At 58.3% G+C, this 17,725-nt stretch carries 21 protein-coding genes and 2 pseudogenes; 11 read left to right on the top strand and 12 right to left on the bottom strand.

All coding sequences use genetic code 11. The annotated features are described in order from the left end of the window. Positions 1-56: 56 nt before the first annotated feature. From KJA79_RS21590 to KJA79_RS21580, 3 genes and pseudogenes are all read left to right on the top strand, one after another. A pseudogene (locus KJA79_RS21590) lies at positions 57-309 on the top strand (IS3 family transposase); the annotation flags it as partial. 681 nt (positions 310-990) lie between these two features. Next, the gene (ltrA, locus tag KJA79_RS21585) at positions 991-2,508 is read left to right on the top strand and encodes a group II intron reverse transcriptase/maturase (protein ID WP_213044168.1); all 1,518 of its coding nucleotides are present in this window, start codon (positions 991-993) and stop codon (positions 2,506-2,508) included. Positions 2,509-2,576: 68 nt separating this feature from the next. Continuing rightward, positions 2,577-3,059 (top strand): annotated as a pseudogene (locus KJA79_RS21580) (transposase); the annotation flags it as partial. A gap of 164 nt (positions 3,060-3,223) precedes the next feature. Here the strand turns inward: KJA79_RS21580 and KJA79_RS21575 are convergent. The 10 genes from KJA79_RS21575 to KJA79_RS21530 all read right to left on the bottom strand — a co-directional run bounded on the left by KJA79_RS21575 (position 3,224) and on the right by KJA79_RS21530 (position 12,195). Beyond that, on the bottom strand, positions 3,224-3,661 hold the full coding sequence (locus tag KJA79_RS21575) for a hypothetical protein (protein WP_213044167.1): 438 nt from the start codon (positions 3,659-3,661) through the stop codon (positions 3,224-3,226). A gap of 356 nt (positions 3,662-4,017) precedes the next feature. Beyond that, positions 4,018-5,112: a PstS family phosphate ABC transporter substrate-binding protein gene (locus KJA79_RS21570; protein WP_213044166.1), complete on the bottom strand. Its 1,095-nt coding sequence runs from the start codon at positions 5,110-5,112 to the stop codon at positions 4,018-4,020. A gap of 225 nt (positions 5,113-5,337) precedes the next feature. Next, positions 5,338-5,685 carry a winged helix-turn-helix domain-containing protein gene (locus tag KJA79_RS22895; RefSeq protein ID WP_246507853.1) on the bottom strand — a complete coding sequence of 116 codons (348 nt, stop codon included), beginning with the start codon at positions 5,683-5,685 and terminating at the stop codon, positions 5,338-5,340. Between the two features lie 451 nt (positions 5,686-6,136). After that, positions 6,137-6,976, bottom strand: coding sequence for a phosphate ABC transporter ATP-binding protein (locus tag KJA79_RS21560; protein ID WP_213044164.1), 840 nt, complete (start codon positions 6,974-6,976; stop codon positions 6,137-6,139). After that, positions 6,973-7,836 carry a phosphate ABC transporter permease PstA gene (pstA, locus tag KJA79_RS21555; protein ID WP_213044163.1) on the bottom strand — a complete coding sequence of 288 codons (864 nt, stop codon included), beginning with the start codon at positions 7,834-7,836 and terminating at the stop codon, positions 6,973-6,975. Before pstA ends, KJA79_RS21560 begins: the two co-directional genes overlap by 4 nt. After that, entirely contained in the window at positions 7,829-8,707 is an 879-nt protein-coding gene (pstC, locus tag KJA79_RS21550) for a phosphate ABC transporter permease subunit PstC (protein ID WP_213044162.1), read from the bottom strand. Before pstC ends, pstA begins: the two co-directional genes overlap by 8 nt. Beyond that, positions 8,664-9,530, bottom strand: coding sequence for a phosphate ABC transporter substrate-binding protein (locus KJA79_RS21545; RefSeq protein WP_213044161.1), 867 nt, complete (start codon positions 9,528-9,530; stop codon positions 8,664-8,666). The genes pstC and KJA79_RS21545 overlap by 44 nt, the downstream gene beginning before the upstream one ends. Positions 9,531-9,565: 35 nt before the next feature. Continuing rightward, on the bottom strand, positions 9,566-10,603 hold the full coding sequence (arsS, locus tag KJA79_RS21540) for an arsenosugar biosynthesis radical SAM (seleno)protein ArsS (RefSeq protein WP_213044160.1): 1,038 nt from the start codon (positions 10,601-10,603) through the stop codon (positions 9,566-9,568). Positions 10,604-10,651: 48 nt separating this feature from the next. Continuing rightward, the gene (locus KJA79_RS21535) at positions 10,652-11,008 is read right to left on the bottom strand and encodes an ArsR/SmtB family transcription factor (RefSeq protein WP_213044159.1); all 357 of its coding nucleotides are present in this window, start codon (positions 11,006-11,008) and stop codon (positions 10,652-10,654) included. Further along, entirely contained in the window at positions 11,008-12,195 is a 1,188-nt protein-coding gene (locus tag KJA79_RS21530; protein ID WP_213044158.1) for a methyltransferase domain-containing protein, read from the bottom strand. Before KJA79_RS21530 ends, KJA79_RS21535 begins: the two co-directional genes overlap by 1 nt. 307 nt (positions 12,196-12,502) lie before the next feature. Between KJA79_RS21530 and KJA79_RS21525 the strand changes: the two genes are divergently transcribed. The 3 genes from KJA79_RS21525 to KJA79_RS21515 are packed head-to-tail and all read left to right on the top strand — an operon-like array spanning position 12,503 to position 13,871. Further along, positions 12,503-12,946: a heavy metal-responsive transcriptional regulator gene (locus KJA79_RS21525; protein ID WP_213044157.1), complete on the top strand. Its 444-nt coding sequence runs from the start codon at positions 12,503-12,505 to the stop codon at positions 12,944-12,946. After that, entirely contained in the window at positions 12,943-13,338 is a 396-nt protein-coding gene (locus tag KJA79_RS21520) for a carboxymuconolactone decarboxylase family protein (RefSeq protein ID WP_213044156.1), read from the top strand. The genes KJA79_RS21525 and KJA79_RS21520 overlap by 4 nt, the downstream gene beginning before the upstream one ends. After that, positions 13,335-13,871: a hypothetical protein gene (locus KJA79_RS21515; RefSeq protein ID WP_213044155.1), complete on the top strand. Its 537-nt coding sequence runs from the start codon at positions 13,335-13,337 to the stop codon at positions 13,869-13,871. Before KJA79_RS21520 ends, KJA79_RS21515 begins: the two co-directional genes overlap by 4 nt. A gap of 10 nt (positions 13,872-13,881) precedes the next feature. Here the strand turns inward: KJA79_RS21515 and KJA79_RS21510 are convergent, their stop codons facing one another. Both KJA79_RS21510 and KJA79_RS21505 read right to left on the bottom strand, forming a co-directional pair. Further along, the gene (locus KJA79_RS21510; protein ID WP_213044154.1) at positions 13,882-14,259 is read right to left on the bottom strand and encodes a hypothetical protein; all 378 of its coding nucleotides are present in this window, start codon (positions 14,257-14,259) and stop codon (positions 13,882-13,884) included. 110 nt (positions 14,260-14,369) lie between these two features. Continuing rightward, positions 14,370-14,726 (bottom strand): DsrE family protein, encoded by a 357-nt coding sequence (locus KJA79_RS21505; RefSeq protein ID WP_213044153.1) that lies wholly within the window; start codon positions 14,724-14,726, stop codon positions 14,370-14,372. A 252-nt stretch (positions 14,727-14,978) separates the two neighbouring features. On the opposite strand from KJA79_RS21505, the gene KJA79_RS21500 reads away from it, so the two are divergent. From KJA79_RS21500 to KJA79_RS21480, 5 genes are all read left to right on the top strand, one after another. Further along, positions 14,979-15,191, top strand: a complete 213-nt coding sequence (locus KJA79_RS21500) for a hypothetical protein (RefSeq protein ID WP_213044152.1) — start codon at positions 14,979-14,981, stop codon at positions 15,189-15,191. Between the two features lie 54 nt (positions 15,192-15,245). Further along, the gene (locus tag KJA79_RS21495) at positions 15,246-15,494 is read left to right on the top strand and encodes a hypothetical protein (RefSeq protein WP_213044151.1); all 249 of its coding nucleotides are present in this window, start codon (positions 15,246-15,248) and stop codon (positions 15,492-15,494) included. A gap of 21 nt (positions 15,495-15,515) precedes the next feature. After that, positions 15,516-15,977 carry a CBS domain-containing protein gene (locus tag KJA79_RS21490; protein WP_213044150.1) on the top strand — a complete coding sequence of 154 codons (462 nt, stop codon included), beginning with the start codon at positions 15,516-15,518 and terminating at the stop codon, positions 15,975-15,977. Between the two features lie 254 nt (positions 15,978-16,231). Next, complete coding sequence (locus tag KJA79_RS21485) at positions 16,232-16,906, top strand: M48 family metallopeptidase (protein WP_246507847.1); 675 nt, start codon at positions 16,232-16,234, stop codon at positions 16,904-16,906. Between the two features lie 219 nt (positions 16,907-17,125). Further along, positions 17,126-17,713: a TetR/AcrR family transcriptional regulator gene (locus KJA79_RS21480; protein WP_213044149.1), complete on the top strand. Its 588-nt coding sequence runs from the start codon at positions 17,126-17,128 to the stop codon at positions 17,711-17,713. The last annotated feature ends 12 nt before the right edge of the window (positions 17,714-17,725 follow it).

The following is a 17,725-nucleotide window of genomic DNA, read 5'->3' as shown; positions in this document are numbered from 1 at the left end:
GACCACGCCGCAGGCCGTTTCCTCAAGTTCCCGCTGGCCTACTTTTCGGGTTTTGGGTCAACCGGGCGGAACTGGCCCTCATGCGCCGAATTGACGAGCTGCATCTGGCCCATCCGTTTGCCGGCGCCCGCATGCTGCGCGATCTCTTGCGGCAAGAGGGCCACGCTGATGCGACGCATGGGTCTTGAGGCGGTGTATCGCAAGCCGCGCACGACCCACCGGCATTCGGCCCACACCATCTATCCGTATCTCCTTCGGGACCTAACGATCAGTCGCCCCAATCACGTCTGGGCGGCCGATATCACGTATAGTACGCCCAGCCAACGAAGCCCGCCTGTCTGGGGCTGAGTTGCTTGAGCATGTCTGGAATGCATGACTCGATGGAGTTGCTGTAGCAGTCACGAGCATGCCCTCCTTCTGCTACGAGAAGGAGTGAGCCGAAGCGGCGGTGACTTGCCGGACACTGGCAAGGTGACGAAGTCCGTGGGAAACGGGGCTTGCGGCGAAGCGGTTACGCCAAGATGAGCCTCTAGGCTGAGCATGGGACGGTTGAGGAACACACACCTATTGACACGCATCTGAGGGTTGAAATGTCACCCCTGCCTACACCGCTTCACAGGCAGGACGCGGAGCGGAGCCAGTCATACGTATGGACTGGGACGGCGAATGCTGGCGAGACATGTACGCTGGCCAGCAGGGAGTCATGGGGAGCGCGTAGCTAGACCGTGACGTCCGCGACGACTTGCGGAACGCAAGGAGAAAGACTGCGATAGGCAACCTCGCTCGTGTGTGGAGTCCAGCATGTGAACTGGGGAAGGCGTGTACCGATGACAAGGGAGTGTGTCCCCCCGATGCGGTACACGTTGGCGGAGCCCTCGTAGTAGTTCGAGGCCGGGAAAGCCGGCCACAGGGCGAAGGGGGGCAGTTGAAGGGGCTTGCTTGGCGAATTAACTGACCACAATGAGGTGAAGACCTTTGATAATCAGTGACATGCAACGCAAGCTGGCGACGTGGTCAACGGAGAACAAAGAACGCAAGTTCGATCGACTCCTGAGACTGATTGCTGATCGCGCTTGGCTGGCCGAAGCCGCGCGCATCACGTTAGCATCCAGTGGTGCGAGCACACCGGGCGTCGATGGGGTCGACAAGGCCATGATGACGGGAAACCTTCACCAGGAACTGGCGACGATGCGGGCCGAGCTGTTAGCGGGCTGCTACAAGCCGCGACCCGCACGGCGCGTGTACATACCCAAAGCGAACGGCACGTTGAGGCCCTTAGGTATCCCCAGTCTGCGGGATCGAGTGGTCCAGAGAGCGATGCTGATGGCCATGGAGCCGATATGGGAGAGTGATTTCCATCGAGCGTCCTATGGTTTCAGGCCCGCCCGGAGTGTGCACCATGCGATACGAACGGTCAAATTGCAGCTGCAGGAAAGTGATGAGCACAGAACGGCAGGTCGCTGGGTGATTGAGGGCGACCTGGCCAGCTACTTTGAGACCGTCCATCACCGCCTGCTGCTGAAAGGCGTCCGCAAACGTATCGCTGATCAGCGCTTCCTCGCCCTGCTGTGGAAGTGTATCAAAGCAGGCTGGGTTGATCGGGGTCTATTTTGCGCCGCGAGCGAAGGCGTTCCGCAAGGGGGAGTCATCTCTCCGCTGCTATCCAACATCATGTTGCATGAATTCGATGACTGGATGGAAGCGAACTACCTGAGCAAGAAGGTGCGCAAGGACCGATGGGCGTGGAACTTCGGAATTCTCACACAGCGGCCGATTGCTGTGCGAGAGAACCGGCAGTGGAAACCAGCCGTATCCTACTGCCGCTATGCAGATGATTTCGTCGTGGTCGTCAAAGGAACCCGCGCGCATGCTGAGGCGATACGCGAAGCGTGCCGGACGTTTCTGGAAGGTCAGCTCAAACTCACGTTGAATATGGAGAAGACCCATATTACCCATGTGAACGACGGCTTTGTCTTCCTCGGCCACCGTATCATTCGCAAGCGGGGACCGCGAGGTCATCTGCGACCGGTCACGACGATTCCATGGGAGAAGTACCGGGGCTTCACGGACAAGCTGGTCAAGGAACTGTCTGGCAATTACAGCGTGAACAGAATGGACCTGATGGAAAGCCTGAACCGGAAACTCTCGGGGTGGGCGAACTTCTATCAATACACCGACTATACGGCGACCGTCTTGAGCCGAGTGGACCGGACCGTCTTCTGGAAGCTCGGACATTGGCTCGCGCGCAAGTATCGGCGAGGATTCCCGAGCCTGATGCGCGAACACGTCCGGGCACCAGAACCGGGGCGCGCCATAACTTGGGTACTGAAGGGACAGAATAGTCGTGGGTGGTATGGCGAACAGGCGCTTCGGCGCCTCGTCACCAGCCGCAAAGGTCAGTTCAGGTGGCGGAACCCGGAAGGGAACCCGTACCTGATTCGCGACGAGCATCGCACGTTCCTCGAATCGCGCTACGCTGACGTGGCTTTTGCTTTAAGCAACGCTTGAATGGAGAGCCGGATGCGCTGAGAGGTGCAAGTCCGGTTCGGGGAGGAGAGGCTGGGAGATAGTTCGACTACGCCCGGTCTCTCACTCCACTTCCGATGGCGCGGGGCTTCGTGTATCTGTTCGCCGTGCTCGACTGGGCCAGTCGCCGGGTGTTGGCGTGGCGGCTCTCCAACACGCTCACGACCGATTTCTGCCTGGAGGCCGTTCGGGACGCCCTGGCCCACTCTGGCACACCGGAGATCTTCAATACCGACCAAGGATGCCAGTTTACCAGCCAGGAGTTCACGGGGCTCCTGACGCATCACGGCATCCAGATCAGCATGGACGGGAAAGGGTGTTGGCGGGACAACGTGTTCGTGGAACGACTCTGGAAGAGCATCAAATACGAGGAAGTCTATCTGCACGCCTATGAGACTGTCGGCGCCGCGCACCAGGGCTTGGCGCGCTACCTGACGTTCTACAACCAGACCAGGCCGCATCAGGCGCTTGACGGCCAGACGCCCGACCAGGTGTCCTCTGACCATCTGACGACAGGGCTCACGGCCGCGTAGTCAGCAACCCGCGAGGCGCCACTTAAGAAAGGGAATCGGCTGTCCAACCAACCGGAGCCACCTCTCACAGCGGCACTTATATATAACTGCCGCTGAAGCGTACCGGCTGGTCGAGGTGGATACACAGCTTTAAGAAGAGAATGGGGATAAACGTCGGCACGTTCTCATAACCCTATCGCATAATCACTGTTCCATTTTTCCCCCAATAGTAATAGATGGAGAAGTTGGGAAAGATCGCTTCCTGAGTATTCTGTCCGGCAACGGTAAACAGCACCCCCCGCAGCACCGACCCAGTGATCGCCTAAGCGATACTGAAGGGTTGGTTGGCCACCGAACGTATTAAATCCATTCCTCCCTCCGGTCGTGACCTGATGACCATCTGCGCGCCACGTCAGCCCATGGAAGCCGACGAGTTCGAGGTTATACCCAAAGCCTCGCTTCTCATCGAGAATATGCTCGATGATCAGACGGGTGTTGATGATGTCGCTCGGATAGGTGGTCTCTCCGGACTGACTCCCCGGTAAATGGTATGAATAAAACACGCCGGCGCTGATGCGAAAGGGGGCGAGATTCTTGCGAGCCAAAAGGCCCTCCGCCCACATGCGTGAGCCGAATCGTGAAGTAGGGAGACGTCCGAGCGGGGCAAACCCGTCTGGGGGGCTCTCCGTTCCGGCCCCTGTACTGGTCGGGAGCACGATCATATTGAACGTCGTGATCGACGGACGCCAGCCGTTCGAATATGGTCAGGCAATGTCTCAACGCAAAAACGACAAGATCGAGAGCTTAGCAGCTCCAATTTAGGACTGGGGGCTTGCCTCGATGGAAAGAACGGGAAGATACGTATGCTCGAGGCACATCTGAAACATCTGTGCCTCAAACCCGAAAAGCGAAGACTAAGAAGCAGCGGTAGAGGAAAGTTCCCGCACAATAGTCTCTTCCCAGGATCGATCAATCACTGCTAGCGAACCATCGTTGCAGCCCGGGAGAGCTCCGACGCTAGGGGACTCTTTGTCGTCCGATCGGGAGGCAAGGGGAAAAAACCAGCCTTCACCACAGCCTCCTGTCCTTCATAGCTCATGATGAATGCCAGAAACTCTTGCACGGCAGCGGGTACGGGCGAGTGTGGCGACATGTCTGCATAGAGATACAAGACCCGTCGAAGGGGATATGTCTGATCGGCCACCGTTGTTGATAAGGGCGTCACGAACGGCATTCCGGGCGCCTCGGCAAGGGGCACGACCCTCACGAAAGAGGCGTGAAGACCCAGTCCGCTATAGCCGATGCCGAAGACATCACGGCTCACATCGAGAATGACTGAGGCTGCTCCAGGATTGTCATGCGATCCAACCCTGAACTCGCCGCCGGCGAGAACATGTTCCTGGAAAAAGGCTCGCGTCCCGGATTTGCGGTCGCGCCCATAGAGCTGGATTGGAGCCTGTTCCCATTCGTTATCCACTCCCAATTGTCCCCACCGGGTGATGGCTGCTGAGTAACCACGGTTGCGGGTCGTCGAAAAGATGGCATCGGCTTGGTCGATAGTGAGCCCCGCTAACGGATTATCCTTATGGACGTACAGCGCCACGGCGTCGACCGCTACCGGCACGACTGTCGGTTCATGTCCATGTTGCGCGACAAATTCGCTGACTTCGTTATCAAAGAGCTCCCGGGAGGAGGCAACCATTTTAAAACTCACGGCGCGGTCTTCCGGCCACATCACCTTACCAACCTTGTTGAGCGGCGGCTGTAGGAATTCGGCAATGGCCTTGCCGGACCCGCCGCCTCGCACATCAATGACGACGTTCGGTTGTCGGCGTTGGAACTCCAGGCTGAGGCGGGTCAACAGGGGATACATCGCCTCAGAACCCTGAATCCTAAACCTGCCGGACACGTGCGTCTGCGGGCGATAGTGTGCCAAGGCCGAATCGACTGTGTTCATGACAAGAGGACCGCTATGTTCAGCTTCCGATCGCTCAACCAACGCCACAACAGAGACCAGCTGAAGTGCAGACAGCAGAGCCAGTCCCAGAACGCCTATGCTACGAATTGGCAACATGCTTGAGTTCTCCATCAATGCGGTTCGCGACCGCCATCACCTATGACTCTCATGAGAAACGATTGCAGAAGAGTTATGTGACTGTTACAGGTTTATGAACACTTCATGACAAATGGACGCTGTGACAAGTGAGCTGCCGCACGATCGCCAGCTCACGGTGCCGCTCATGCACCCCGATGCTCGATCATGATTACACCGATTGAGGGGTTCGATGTCCACGAGGGGCTACCCGCTCAGTCCACCAGTAGGACCATTCGCTAGTCCTCTACCTGGATGCCGCTCACCAGGAATACCAGCCTCCTCGTCTCTCGTGTCTTTAAGCTTATATCCCAGACCTCTCACACACAGGATCGCTCGATCGAGCAAAGGAAGCTTCCGTTTGAGTCGCCGGATATGGACGTCTACTGTACGGGTCGTCCCATAGTAGTCGTAGCCCCACACAACGTTCAGCAGAACGTCTCGTGAGCGCACATGTCCTGGATGCTTGAGAAGGCATTCCAACAGATCGAACTCTTTTCGGGTCAGCCCGACTTCCCGACCGTTGACCAGGACTTCGTGTCGAGATATATCCATCATGAGCGCCCCATAGACATATCGAGACCGTTCTGAACGAGACCCATTTAGACTTTCCACAGAGCTCACTGTGGTTTTGGCACCACCTTGGGCAGAAGCTGAAACGGAATCCATTTGCACTGAGTCCCCTCGCCCATAAACGACATCAGGCTGATCTTCGTGGGCGGCGACCCATACAGGGAGCATGAAGACGCGAGATCCAGTGGGAAGCTGGTTGGAGGAGATACGGGGACCGGCTTGATGTCCGACAATTGAGATCACCGGCCATTGTTCAAGTGCACGATCGGGCTCACGATTGCCAGATGGCTGGCCCTGTTTCATGCTCTGTAGGCCGCTCGACTCCGTGGAGGGCTTCGAAGGAATCAGCCTGCAGAGCGGCCTCGCCTTGTTCTTCTTCGCGTCCATACTATGTCCTGTCTTCATAGAGCGTGACTCAACCGGTGGCACACGACTATCCTCGCATCCCACTCACATAGGCAGCGGTCAGGGGGTCATGGGGCTCCTCAAAAATCTGCTTTGCCGGCCCTGCCTCAATCAGTTGCCCCGATCCATGTTGAACCCAGAACAGGGCGGTGTAATCCGCGATGCGACGGGCCTGCGAAAGATTATGGGTCACGATCAGCACCGTGTAGTGTCCCCTTAGTCCGACGATCAGATCTTCGATGACGCCACTGGAAAGTGGATCGAGTGCACTGCAGGGCTCATCCATCAGGAGAACGTCAGGCAAGAGCACCAGCGCACGGGCCATGCACAATCGCTGCTGTTGACCACCTGATAGCGCCAAGGCCGGCGAATCCAAGCGGTCCTTGACCTCGTCCCACAGCCCCACATCCCGTAATCCCGTCTCGATAGTGTTGGCAAGCCGGTCCCGATCTCTGAGCCCGTGCTCGCGCAGGGGAAACTCCAGGTTCTTCCGAATCGAGAGAGGGAACGGATTTGGTTTCTGGAAAATCATGCCGACGCGGCGGCGCAAGCGGATTACATCGGTCTGCGGCGCCATCACGTCAAGTCCGCCGAGACGGATGCGCCCCGACAGCCGGCACCCAGGGATGAGATCGGTCAGGCGATTCAGCGAGGAGAGGAAACTGGTCTTGCCACAACCCGACGGCCCGATAAGCGCCGTGATGCAGCCTTGGTTGATTGCGAGTGTCACGTCGCGAAACGCCGGCTTCTGACCATAGTGCAGGCTGAGCTGCTCGACTTCGATGAAGGGCTTGGGCACGCAACAGACCGGCCGTTCTTCCAGCGAAAACCACGGCTGTGTACCAGGCGTAGACGTAGAGAACTTCATATCGTGACGATCCTCCGATGCAGCCAGTGCTCGGCCAGCCACGACGCCGTTCCATTGATCGTCAGCAGCAAGACAACCAACACCAGCGCCGAAGCATAGGCGTGGGCGTCTCCCCCGGAGACATTCATCGAGAGGTCGAAGATGTGGATGGACAGCGCTCGGCCTGAATCGAGCAGCGACTCCGGCAGGCGATCGACATAGCCGCTCGTGAAGATGAGCGCGGCCGTTTCCGCCATGGCCCGACCTACCCCCAGCACCAGACCGACCAAGAGTCCCGGTACGGCCGTCGGCAACAAGAGATGCACCAGCGTCGTGGTCCGCGAGAGCCCTAAGGCGGCGGCGGAGAGCCGGTACCCGCTCGGCACGGCGCGGAACCCTTCCTCTGTCGAACGGATGAGAATCGGCAGCACCATGCAGGCCAGGGTCAGACCACCGGACAAAATCGAGAATCCTAAGCCCAGCGTCTTGCAAAAGAAGGCGTTGCCGAAGAGCCCGAAGACAATCGACGGGACGCCCGCCAGCACATCAAGACTGCGGCGGGTCAGACGCCCGAATAGGCTGCCATCCGGAGTGAACTCAGCCAGCAATACTGCGGTTCCGACGCCGATGGGAAGGGCCACGCCAAGACAGACACCCAAGATCAACGCGGTTGAGATGAGAATGGGGCCGATCCCGCCTTCGCGTCCGGCGTTTCGAGGGGGGGTTGTCAGAAACGCCCATGACAGGTGACTGAGGCCGTGCCAGAGAATGTCCCCCACGAACCAGCAGAAGATCGCGGTCACGAGCACCGCCGCGCTCCACACCAAGGTCGCGGCAAGCCATTCCCGTCCCTCACGATGTCGTTCCAGTGCTTTATCCATAGATTCTTCCGTGGCTAATCCAGTCTGCCGCGGCGACCAGCGCCACAATCATCCCCATCAAGACCAAGCCGCTGACGAACAATGCGGCGCGATGGTCCCCGAAGGCATAGGCCATCTCAAGCGCGATGTTGGCGGTCAGCGTCCGCATCGGATCGAACAAACTGTGCGGTGTTTGGACCACGTTCCCGCAGACCATCAGAATCGCCATCGTCTCTCCGATGGCACGGCCGGTCTCAAGAATCGCACCGGTAAACAACCCTGATTGGGCCGCCGGAAATACGACCCCTCGAATGGTGGCCCAGCGCGATAATCCCAGGGCGGCCGCGCCACGCACGTATTGTGGGGGCACATTGGCGAGGCTGGCATCAGCCATTAACGCGATGGTGGGGAGAATCATCATCGCGAGGATGACGATTCCGGCCAACAGGCTCGGCCCAGGCGGATGGATCGATCCGATCAACGGGACGAGCACCACCAGGCCCCAGAATCCATAGACCACGGATGGAATGCCCGCGAGTAGTTCGATCAGCTTCCGGTAAGGGCGCGCCACGGCAAGGGGCGCGTAGTAGTGGCAGAAGACCGCGGAGAAGATCCCCAGTGGCGTCGCGATCAAGACGGAGCCGACCATCGCGAACAGGGTCCCCCACAGCATCGGCGTGAGATTGTACAATCCTTCGGCAGGATGCCAGGATGGATCGGTCACAAACCGTGCGATGCCCACGTGCCGTAAGACCGGAATGGCTTCCACGACAAGAAATCCCACGATCAGCAGCACGATTGCGCCCGCGAGCGTGGCGGTGCCACGCAGCAGCCAAAGCAGGAGCCGATCAGTCGGCCAGCGGGACAAAGTATTGCTGCCTGATGAGGTCATAGACCGCCTTTGCTTGTGCATATTCAATAAATGCTTTAGCGAGGACTGAGGGCGCCGCACGCGTCACGAGATGCAGGGGCCGCGAGAGTGGAAAAAGTCCTCTCCGTACATTCTCGGTCGAGGCGGCCACGCCTCCGATCGAAAGCAGTTGAATGGGAACCCGGTGGGCGGCGTCATATTCAGCCGTTCCGACGGACACGTACCCGATCGCATGGCGATTCCCGGCCACGGTCTTCACGCCTTGCTCGTTGTCTCCGATCACCACGTGGGCTTTCACATCCGTATTCTTCAGCCTGAAGTACCGAAGAAATACTTCTAGCGTAGACCGGCCCTCCGCTTTATTGACGACGGTGATCGGCGCATCGATTCCACCGACCTCTTTCCAGTTGGTGACCTTACCGGTATAAATCGCGATAATCTGGTCATCGGTGAGAACCCGCACCGGGTTGTCTTGATGGAGAATGATGCAGACCCCGTCGCGGGCAATGGGGAAGGCGGACAGATCCTGCTCATCCTCCTTCAACGCCCTCGAGACCAAGCCGATGTCGGCGAGGCCTTGGCGGGCGTCGGCGATGCCACGTGACGAACCGCCGGTCTGCACATCGATGCGCACGGTGGGATGAAGACTTTCGAACCGCTTGCCGATTTCGGCGACAAGGGGGGCCAGGGTGCTCGCGCCGGTGACCACCAGCTTCCCGGTCAGTGGATCTGCTCCAGCGGCCTGCGCTTCGGCTGATGCCAGGACGCTCAAGAGCCCCACCAATGCGAGAGTCACCAGAGTCCCGTATTTCTTTGGCGGAAACAAACCCGAGTATTCAGTCATGTAGATACCTCAATATATTGGCCATGGGCTTGAGTTCAGGCGACCGCCCCGCCGCAGGACGATCCTGAGCCGGCTGTACAGCCATAGCAGTGGTTGCGCATGACGATCTGGCGTTGATTCAGTTGAACCGGATCAAAGTCGCGGATATGGGCAGGCGCGCCCGGGCTCACTGGCAGTTCGAGCATCTGATTGAAGTCGCAGTCATAGAGAGTGCCATCCCACCCGATGGAAATCATCGACCGGCACATCACGCCAGCGGCCGCTGTGGGATTGAAAGCGTTGGCCAGCCGCTCCATATACTGCTCGTAATTGCCGCTCTCCACGAGAAACTCGAGATATCGGCTCACCGGCATGTTGGTGATCGTATAGAGATGGGTGAACTCGACGCCATGGCGAACCCGGAGTTCTTTCCGAAACTGCGCCTCGATCGCCTCCTGCTTGGGAGGGAGAAAGGCGCCGACTGGATTGTGCACGAGATTCAAGAGCAGGCCGCTGTCGGAGCGGCCGTATCCCAACCCGTTCAACAGGCGTAGCGCCTCGATCGACTTCTCGAAAATGCCGTCGCCCCGCTGCGCATCGGTCTGGCTGGCGCGATAGGATGGCAGTGAAGCAATGATTTCAACCCGATGCATCGCCAGAAACGCGGCCAAGTCTGCCTGTGAAGGGATCAGGAGCACGGACAAATTACAGCGATCCATCACATGCCGGCCGAGTCCGCGAGCTTGTTCGACCAACCATCGGAAATTGGGATTCAGTTCCGGTGCGCCCCCCGTGAGATCAACCGTGGGAATGTCGGTTGTGGCGAGCGCCTGCATGCACAGCTCTGCCGTTTCTCGCGACATGCGTTCGGTCCGATCCGGGCCTGCGTCCACATGACAGTGCTTGCAGGTCTGGTTGCAGAGCTTCCCCACGTTGATCTGAAACACCGTCATCCCGGTCGCTCGAAGCGGGAAGAGGCCGGCTTGATCGAGTCGGGTCTCAAACGATGAATAGCCGTGCGTGTCGGCGAGCAGCTTGAGCTGTTCAGAGGCGGAGGCCAGCGGATGATGTTCTCCCAGCAGGGTCAGCGGCATGTCTGTGTCCTCAGAAAAACAAAAAATCCCCTCACGAACCGAGCCGCCTCAGTGCGCATGACTCAACGCGGCCAAGACCGTTTCAGGGAATCGCACCTCGCAACACCCAAAATTCAGGGCCTGCCCTTGCCGATTCGCTAACGCCCGTTTGACGGTTGGAGCGATGCGATAGCAGACCTGCTTGCCCTCCCGAAGTCCTTCGACTAATCCGGCATCGCGAAGAATGCGAAGATGATGGGAGATGTGCGGCTGCGGGCAGCGCAATTCTCGCACCAGCTCCGTCACGCATTTCTCTTCGACCAGCAGGGACTCCAGCAGACGCAACCGCGTCTCATCCGCCAACGCTTTCAGCACCGTGGCACATTGGCCCGTGGTCAGGAGATCGCCTATCGAAGCACGCTTCATTAACAGCAGGCTCCCTCAGGGGAACAGGTCACGGCTTCCCCGGTTACGCGCTGACCGGCGCGATTGAGAATCGCAAAGTGCGGCGCATAGCCGTCGGTTGCGAGGACCGTGAGGGTTTTGGAGCAGACTTCCAGCGGCTCGCCGCGTCGAAAGACATGGTGATCGTCGTCCTGCGCTTCTACGAACGGTCCTGCCAGCAAGGCGAAGTCGCCTTTCCACACACAGGACGTCTGTTCGGGAAGCACCGATGTCCAGCGTGGATCCGTCTGATCGAGTGTGACTGGGTCTTGAGACAAGACAAACTGTGCGGCAAATGGCGGCTGGCCCAGGAGCCGCGCCGCTTCCGCAGTGAGTGATTGAGGAGTCCCGCGCAGATAGGTCGTGCCTCGTTCATCCACCACGCGGCTGAAGGGACCGCGGAGCGTGGCATAGCGTGGGACTGAAGCCGGCGCATGGGCAGGGAGTTTGTAGCCGGTCAACGTCACCGAGAAGAAGTGAATGCCATCGATCCGCTGCCAGGGCGACGACTTGATCAGATGCAGGCCGACAAACCCCGCCTCCGTCATGCCGGCCATGTAGTCGGTGAGTGTCAGGGCGCCAGACAGGCAATCGCCCCATTTCTCCGCATCGTGAACGAGGTACTGAGGCACGGGCTGGTCGGCGACGATATCCGAGATCGTGAACCGTCCGCCTGGCTTGGCGACGCGGAACATTTCACGGAAGACCTTGCGTTTATCCGGGGCCAGATTGATCACGCAATTGGAGATGATCAAATCAACCGTGCCGTCCGCTACCGGCATGGCGTCGGCCATGCCTTTTCGGAACTCCACATTGGAGGAGGAGTAGCCGAGATTGCCGGCCACGATGACGGCGTTCCTGCGTGCGATCTCCAACATCGTATCGGTCATGTCGATGCCGATCACGCGGCCCGTCGGACCAACGAGACGAGACGCCTCGAAACAGTCGATCCCGCCACCCGAGCCGATGTCCAGGACGGTTTCTCCAGCGCGCACCGTCTGTAGCCCGGCGGGCGTGCCGCAGCCATAGGAAATCTTGATGACCTCCTCCGGGATGAAGGTCTTGAGATGGCTCATGTCATAGCTGGTCGGGCAACACATTTGCTCGCCCGAGCTGGCCGCCCGGGCGTATCGATCACTGACGACCTGGGTAATGTTCTCTCCTGGCATGGCTCCCCCCGCTAAAATATGACCATATGGAGATACGTCGATGTATCAAACTGACGAGTCGCCTTCAATCTCCAGCCGCCCACGAAGATGGATGCGTCAGATAGGGAAAAGAATACAGCGAGGAGAATGAAGATTCTGTAAGCTGGCTTACATTGAGTCCTACCCCGTAGGTGCGAGCATCGCCGCGAGAGGGATCCCTCACCAGCGCAGAGGACTTCTGACAGGGCGGAGCGTGGATCAGGTAGGTTCCTTGCCCCCTTGACTCGCTACCATAGTATCAGGTGTAGCCTCTTCCCACGGAGCGACTATGACATCCCAACGTACGATTGGCTGGCTCGCAAAATCGGCTGGCGTTCATGTCCAAACGGTTCGGTACTACGAGCGGCAACAGCTCCTCTCGCCTGTCGGACGTCGGCCGTCTGGATATCGTGTCTATGACCACGAGGCAGTGGCACGACTCCGATTCATCAGAAACGCGAAGGCACTGGGATTCACGCTTCGAGAGATCGGTGAATTACTCAGCCTCCGAGTGAATGGCCGGGCGCGTTGTGGCGACGTGCAGCGGAAGGCAGAAGCTAAATTGCATGGCGTTGAAGCGAAGCTGACAAACCTCCAAGCCTTGGCCCGCGCGCTGCGCGGATTGATCCGCATGTGTCAGGCTGGTCAGCCTATCGATCGTTGTCAGATTCTGCGCCAGATGGAAAGAGACCAACCCGCCTCACAACAATCACAGAAACGGAGGACATCGTGACAAGTCCGAACGACACACGGTTTACGGAATTGCGTCGCCTCAGTCCGCAAGTAACAGGCGGGTTGCTTCGCATGCGCCAGGCAGCCTATCGCGATGGGGCGGTTCCCGCCAAACATAAGCTCCTCACCGCGATGGCTATCTCCATCACGATCCGATGCGAACCCTGCATTCGCGCCTATGTCCGGATGGCGCACGAGAAAGGCAGCACACAAGAAGAGCTGATCGAATTCCTTGAGGTAGCCATGACCATGCAAGGTTGTCCCGGCGAGGAATGGGCGCTAAAGGCTTATGCTGCCTATAAGGAATCTATCGGTCCTGAGACGACTTCGGATGCCGCAGGTTGCTGCGATCACCAAACGTCAAGCGATACCAATGAAGAGGAGGCACTATGAAACGACGATTCGCTCCCCTGCTCATGACCCTCACAACGCTCCTCTTGAGTACGGGACTTTGGATTCCTGCAGCATCCGCAGCCAACATCCTGATCCATATGAAAACGTCGCTTGCCGTGGACGATGCACAGATCTGCGCGGTGCCGAATGTGGCATGGGCAGCCGTGAAGGCCGGGCATACGGTAACGATCCTGGTGGATGCGAGCGCCGTCACGTCAGTGACAAAAGGCTTCGGGTGGTTCAGGAAGCTCGTTGGCTCCGATTCAACCGCGCTTGACCGTGCCAATCTGCCGGAGCGGGAGCGGCAAAGTCTCTCTGAACAGATGGGCGTACTGCCGGAACAAGTTCCGCGTACCTATGGCGAGTATTTCGACTTTCTCAAGAACAAGCTGGGCGTCGACATTTATGGGAATCAGACCATGATGCTGCTCTACAAGATCGATCCGGCGCGGGTCGCCGCTTCAGTCACCTCAATTCCACTAGCCAAGATGGTGGAGTTGTTCGAGGCAGCGGAACAGATCCTGGTCTATTAGGTAGTGGCTGTTAGAGGCGCGCCCGGCTTCTGAAGTAGTTCCAAACATCAATCGTATCGAGCACCAAGGACATGCCCATGGAGACCGATAAGACCAGCAAATAGCGTTTGAACGACGCCTCAGCGGCAGGGATCTGTGTCACGACATAGGCCAGCAGTGGAATCCATGGGAAGTGGCCGAGCCCGAGAATCTTTGTGAATCCGTATCGCGAATAGAGTCCCATCATCAGCATCGCACTTGCGAGAAAGTTGATGAGAATGAGCTGTGCGATCGCTTCCTGCCAGAAGGCGAAACTCGCCATGTTGACGAGCATGAGAAACAGGACCCACAGGGAGACCCAGAGGGGCTGCTGGATCAATTCGATGAAAAATCGTAACGGGTTTCTCATAGCCCGATTTCCTTCCGATGATTGGATCAGCAGTGGTTTGATGCTCACTGCAAGGGGCGGACATCCGGCCGTGGTGATTGCGCCGTCCGGATGTCCGATGGTTCACGATATTAGAACGTGATGACCTGATACCCCTGGGACACGAGCTTCTTGAAGCTCGGATGACCATCGTATTCTCCCGTCAGCTTCACGCCGCAGGCTACGACCTGATCCTTTACCCCAAACGCGCCCGCGCAAAAGTCGCAGGCCCCGCTGATTCGATCCTTCACCGCCACATACAGCCCGTGGGCCATGTGATCGGGCTTCTCCAGTGCCGGAATCCACTTGGGCCCGGCGCCGTCGAAAATAAGTTGGACGTCGTCGTGGGCGTCCTTGAACTCTTTGACGGCTTCCATCGCGTTCACCACACGTCCCAATCCTTCATGGGTGTCGGTGTCGGCTAATACCACGATCGCAACTTTGGACATGCTGCACTCCTTTCATAACGAACAGGTGAATGTTGAGAACTCTCTCCGTCTCATCGGTGGGACGGCCGCGGCGAGATCCCGCGATAAGTTGTGCACTCTACTGCGGAGCACTCGGAAGTTCTGTGGGCTGGATTACAACTGCACAAAGAAAGAATGCAGAACACGTGAGGTACCTTACAGATCGGCGGCAACACACCCGCTAGGATCGTAAGCAGGATAACCACATGTCTCCCATCCACAAGGAGGTGAACCGTGACCTGTGAACGATGCAACGGACTGATGGTACGGGAACAGATTTGCGATTTGCAGGGGCGGAGCAGCAGCCTGTGCGTGGACGGCTATCGCTGCCTGCTCTGCGGCGATCTGGTCGATGCGCTGATTCTTGAACATCGAAGACGATCCACGGCACCGACAGAGTCCATTCAGTTCACCAGTCCTCGTATGCCGCGGCTCGTCGCGGCATAACTGGAGAGCGATCGACACCTAGCCCGTGCATCTCGTTCAACAGGGAGGCCCGCCATGACAGTGCTCGACGACCCCGTAATGGCCTTACGTATTCAGCTCCACCAACTCCCCTGTCCGACTTGTGGAGCTCATGAACTGATCCCGAAATTGCAGTGTGATTACTATCCCGATGGCTGCCTCTGGTTTGTGCGCTGCGGCCATTGCCAGTCGCAGTACCACTTGGATCATCGGACTGTGCCTGCCGGGGAACAGCTCCCGAGCAGCGCGGGCATCGGAAACCAGACCAGCATCTCAGGCCTATGAGCGAAACGAAAGGAGGCTTCCATGAGAATCCATGAGGTGATGTCTACGGGAGTCGTCACAGGCACACAGATAGAAACAGTGCGGGACGTCGTCGTGAAGATGTTAAGCCGGCATTGCGGGGCCATTCCGATCGTCAGTGCCGATCAGGAATTACTCGGGATCGTGACACTGCGCGACGTGATGCTGCCGATGTACCCCAATTATGGCGATTACATTCACGACGCCGTGCACAGCCGGGACTTTCTGGAAATGGAGCAGAACTATCCCGAGGTGCTGGGAAAGAAGGCCGAGGAGATCATGGTGCGCTATCCGCTGACGGTCTCACCGGAAACGCCCATCCTTGAAGCGGCGTCATACATGGGGTTGAAGAACTTTCGCCGCCTTCCGGTCGCCGACCACGGCACGCTCGTCGGCATGGTCAGCATTGGCGACATTCACCGAGGCCTCTTTTTTGCGCGTGGCGGCTGCGAAGTAGACGCATGAGTCGCCAGCTACCCCCATACGGTTCCAGACCTGTCGCTCGCAGGACACTCCTGTCTCTTGGCGCGACAGTGGCATAGCGCATCGTTCTGTCGCTGAGCGTCATAGGAAGCCTCGCCGCGTACTACCGCGCTCCCGGCACGGCGCGCGACCAGCTCATTTTCTTCTCGGAAGAGAAGGAACTGGATTTCGGACTCAGCGCCTATCGGGAGGTGTTGCGGCAAGCGCGGTTGAGTGACAACGATGAGATCAATGAGATGGTCCAACGGGTCGGCCAGCGGATCGCCAGGGCCTCGAACAAACCTCAGTACCAGTGGGAATTCGCCGTGATTGACGACGACAAGACGATCAACGCCTTTGCGCTGCCCGGCGGGAAAGTCGCGGTGTTTACTGGGCTGCTCAAGGTGACGAAAAGCGAAGCGGGTTTGGCGACGGTGATCGGCCATGAAGTGGCGCATGCGCTGCAGCGTCATGGAGTCGAGCGGATGAGCCGGAGCATCATCGACCAAATCGCCCAATTGGGCGCGATCGGCGCCGCGGCGGCTGGGCAGGCAGGAGGAGGTGCTATCCAGGGTGTATTGGGCGCCTACGGTGTCAATGTGTCTTTGCCATTCAATCGGAAGCAGGAGTCGGAAGCGGATTACATCGGCCTGCGGTTGATGGCGCAGGCGGGCTACGACCCGCGCGAAGCCGTGCCGTTCTGGGAACGCATGAGCGGCTGCCCCAAACAGATGATCGGGAAACTGTGCTTCCGCTCGCAACATGCCATTCCCGAGTTTCTCTCCACGCATCCTTCCGATCTGACGCGTATCAGTCAGATCGAAGGGTGGTTGCCGGATGCGTTGCAATATTACCACGGCCCCGACGGAGGGATCCTTCCGCACCGCGCTCCATATCAGCCACTCATCGGGCCGATGCCGAAAGAGAGTTAGGAACATACTTGATCTGCGGGACCATTTTTGGCCAGCGTGACTCATCAACGAAGTGTAGACGATTGTGGGTTTCAATGGGAGGCAAGATGGGGTTAGGCTATCTTAATAAGCTTGCTCAACCGCTCAATCGAGATTGTTCGAGGCAAGCATGGAAGGATCTGGCCGCCATCCGGTGGCAGGGCTTGACATATGGACCGACTGGTCCATATAATCCGGGCCATGACGATTGGCCGCCCTATCGAGTTTGATCCGGAGAAGGCACTGGATGCCGCCGTAGACGTATTCTGGTGCAAGGGCTATGAGGCCACGTCGATGAGCGACTTGCTCACTGCCATGAAACTCTCCAAGAGCAGTCTCTACCAGAGCTTCGGCAGCAAACGCCAGTTATTCACACGGTGTTTGACTCGTTATCAGGAACGGTTCACGTCAGAACTGAACCATGGTTTGGAGGAAGCCAAGTCCGGACGACGTTTCATCGAATCGGTTTTTCAGGCCGTTGCCGAGACCGCGCAGCAGCCGGAAGGCGAAAAGGGTTGTCTCGTGGGGAATTCAGCCAGCGAGTTGGGTCAGCGGGATACCGTCTTTGCGAAGCCGGTCGCTCAGGGATTGCGCGGTCTCGGCGAGGTATTCAAAGCGGCGCTCAAACGGGCTCAAACGGAAGGTGACGTGCCGCCTCATGCCGATCTCAATGCGCTGGCGAGTTATCTGGTGAGCTCCATGACCGGCTTGAGGACGCTCATCAAAGCGGGCTTGGATAAACGAGCGGCGCGATCCATGGTTCCGTTGATTCTGAAAGCGGTGGGGTAAGTGTTTTTTTGA

Source organism: Nitrospira defluvii (genome assembly GCF_905220995.1).
In the GTDB taxonomy this organism is placed as follows: Bacteria; Nitrospirota; Nitrospiria; order Nitrospirales; family Nitrospiraceae; genus Nitrospira_A; species Nitrospira_A defluvii_C.
This window is presented reverse-complemented; position numbering and strand designations above follow the sequence as displayed.

Excerpts from the sequence above, each read along its gene's own strand:
- KJA79_RS21485 (WP_246507847.1), top strand. The coding sequence starts at position 16,232 with ATGGTCCAACGGGTCGGCCAGCGGATCGCCAGGGCCTCGAACAAACCT.
- KJA79_RS21560 (WP_213044164.1), bottom strand. The coding sequence starts at position 6,976 with ATGAAGTTCTCTACGTCTACGCCTGGTACACAGCCGTGGTTTTCGCTG.
- KJA79_RS21505 (WP_213044153.1), bottom strand. The coding sequence starts at position 14,726 with ATGTCCAAAGTTGCGATCGTGGTATTAGCCGACACCGACACCCATGAA.
- KJA79_RS21525 (WP_213044157.1), top strand. The coding sequence starts at position 12,503 with ATGACATCCCAACGTACGATTGGCTGGCTCGCAAAATCGGCTGGCGTT.
- KJA79_RS21570 (WP_213044166.1), bottom strand. The coding sequence starts at position 5,112 with ATGTTGCCAATTCGTAGCATAGGCGTTCTGGGACTGGCTCTGCTGTCT.
- KJA79_RS21515 (WP_213044155.1), top strand. The coding sequence starts at position 13,335 with ATGAAACGACGATTCGCTCCCCTGCTCATGACCCTCACAACGCTCCTC.
- KJA79_RS21490 (WP_213044150.1), top strand. The coding sequence starts at position 15,516 with ATGAGAATCCATGAGGTGATGTCTACGGGAGTCGTCACAGGCACACAG.
- KJA79_RS21535 (WP_213044159.1), bottom strand. The coding sequence starts at position 11,008 with ATGAAGCGTGCTTCGATAGGCGATCTCCTGACCACGGGCCAATGTGCC.
- arsS (WP_213044160.1), bottom strand. The coding sequence starts at position 10,603 with ATGCCGCTGACCCTGCTGGGAGAACATCATCCGCTGGCCTCCGCCTCT.
- pstC (WP_213044162.1), bottom strand. The coding sequence starts at position 8,707 with ATGACCTCATCAGGCAGCAATACTTTGTCCCGCTGGCCGACTGATCGG.
- KJA79_RS21480 (WP_213044149.1), top strand. The coding sequence starts at position 17,126 with ATGACGATTGGCCGCCCTATCGAGTTTGATCCGGAGAAGGCACTGGAT.
- KJA79_RS22895 (WP_246507853.1), bottom strand. The coding sequence starts at position 5,685 with ATGGATATATCTCGACACGAAGTCCTGGTCAACGGTCGGGAAGTCGGG.
- KJA79_RS21530 (WP_213044158.1), bottom strand. The coding sequence starts at position 12,195 with ATGCCAGGAGAGAACATTACCCAGGTCGTCAGTGATCGATACGCCCGG.
- pstA (WP_213044163.1), bottom strand. The coding sequence starts at position 7,836 with ATGGATAAAGCACTGGAACGACATCGTGAGGGACGGGAATGGCTTGCC.
- KJA79_RS21545 (WP_213044161.1), bottom strand. The coding sequence starts at position 9,530 with ATGACTGAATACTCGGGTTTGTTTCCGCCAAAGAAATACGGGACTCTG.
- KJA79_RS21510 (WP_213044154.1), bottom strand. The coding sequence starts at position 14,259 with ATGAGAAACCCGTTACGATTTTTCATCGAATTGATCCAGCAGCCCCTC.
- KJA79_RS21495 (WP_213044151.1), top strand. The coding sequence starts at position 15,246 with ATGACAGTGCTCGACGACCCCGTAATGGCCTTACGTATTCAGCTCCAC.
- ltrA (WP_213044168.1), top strand. The coding sequence starts at position 991 with ATGCAACGCAAGCTGGCGACGTGGTCAACGGAGAACAAAGAACGCAAG.
- KJA79_RS21575 (WP_213044167.1), bottom strand. The coding sequence starts at position 3,661 with ATGTGGGCGGAGGGCCTTTTGGCTCGCAAGAATCTCGCCCCCTTTCGC.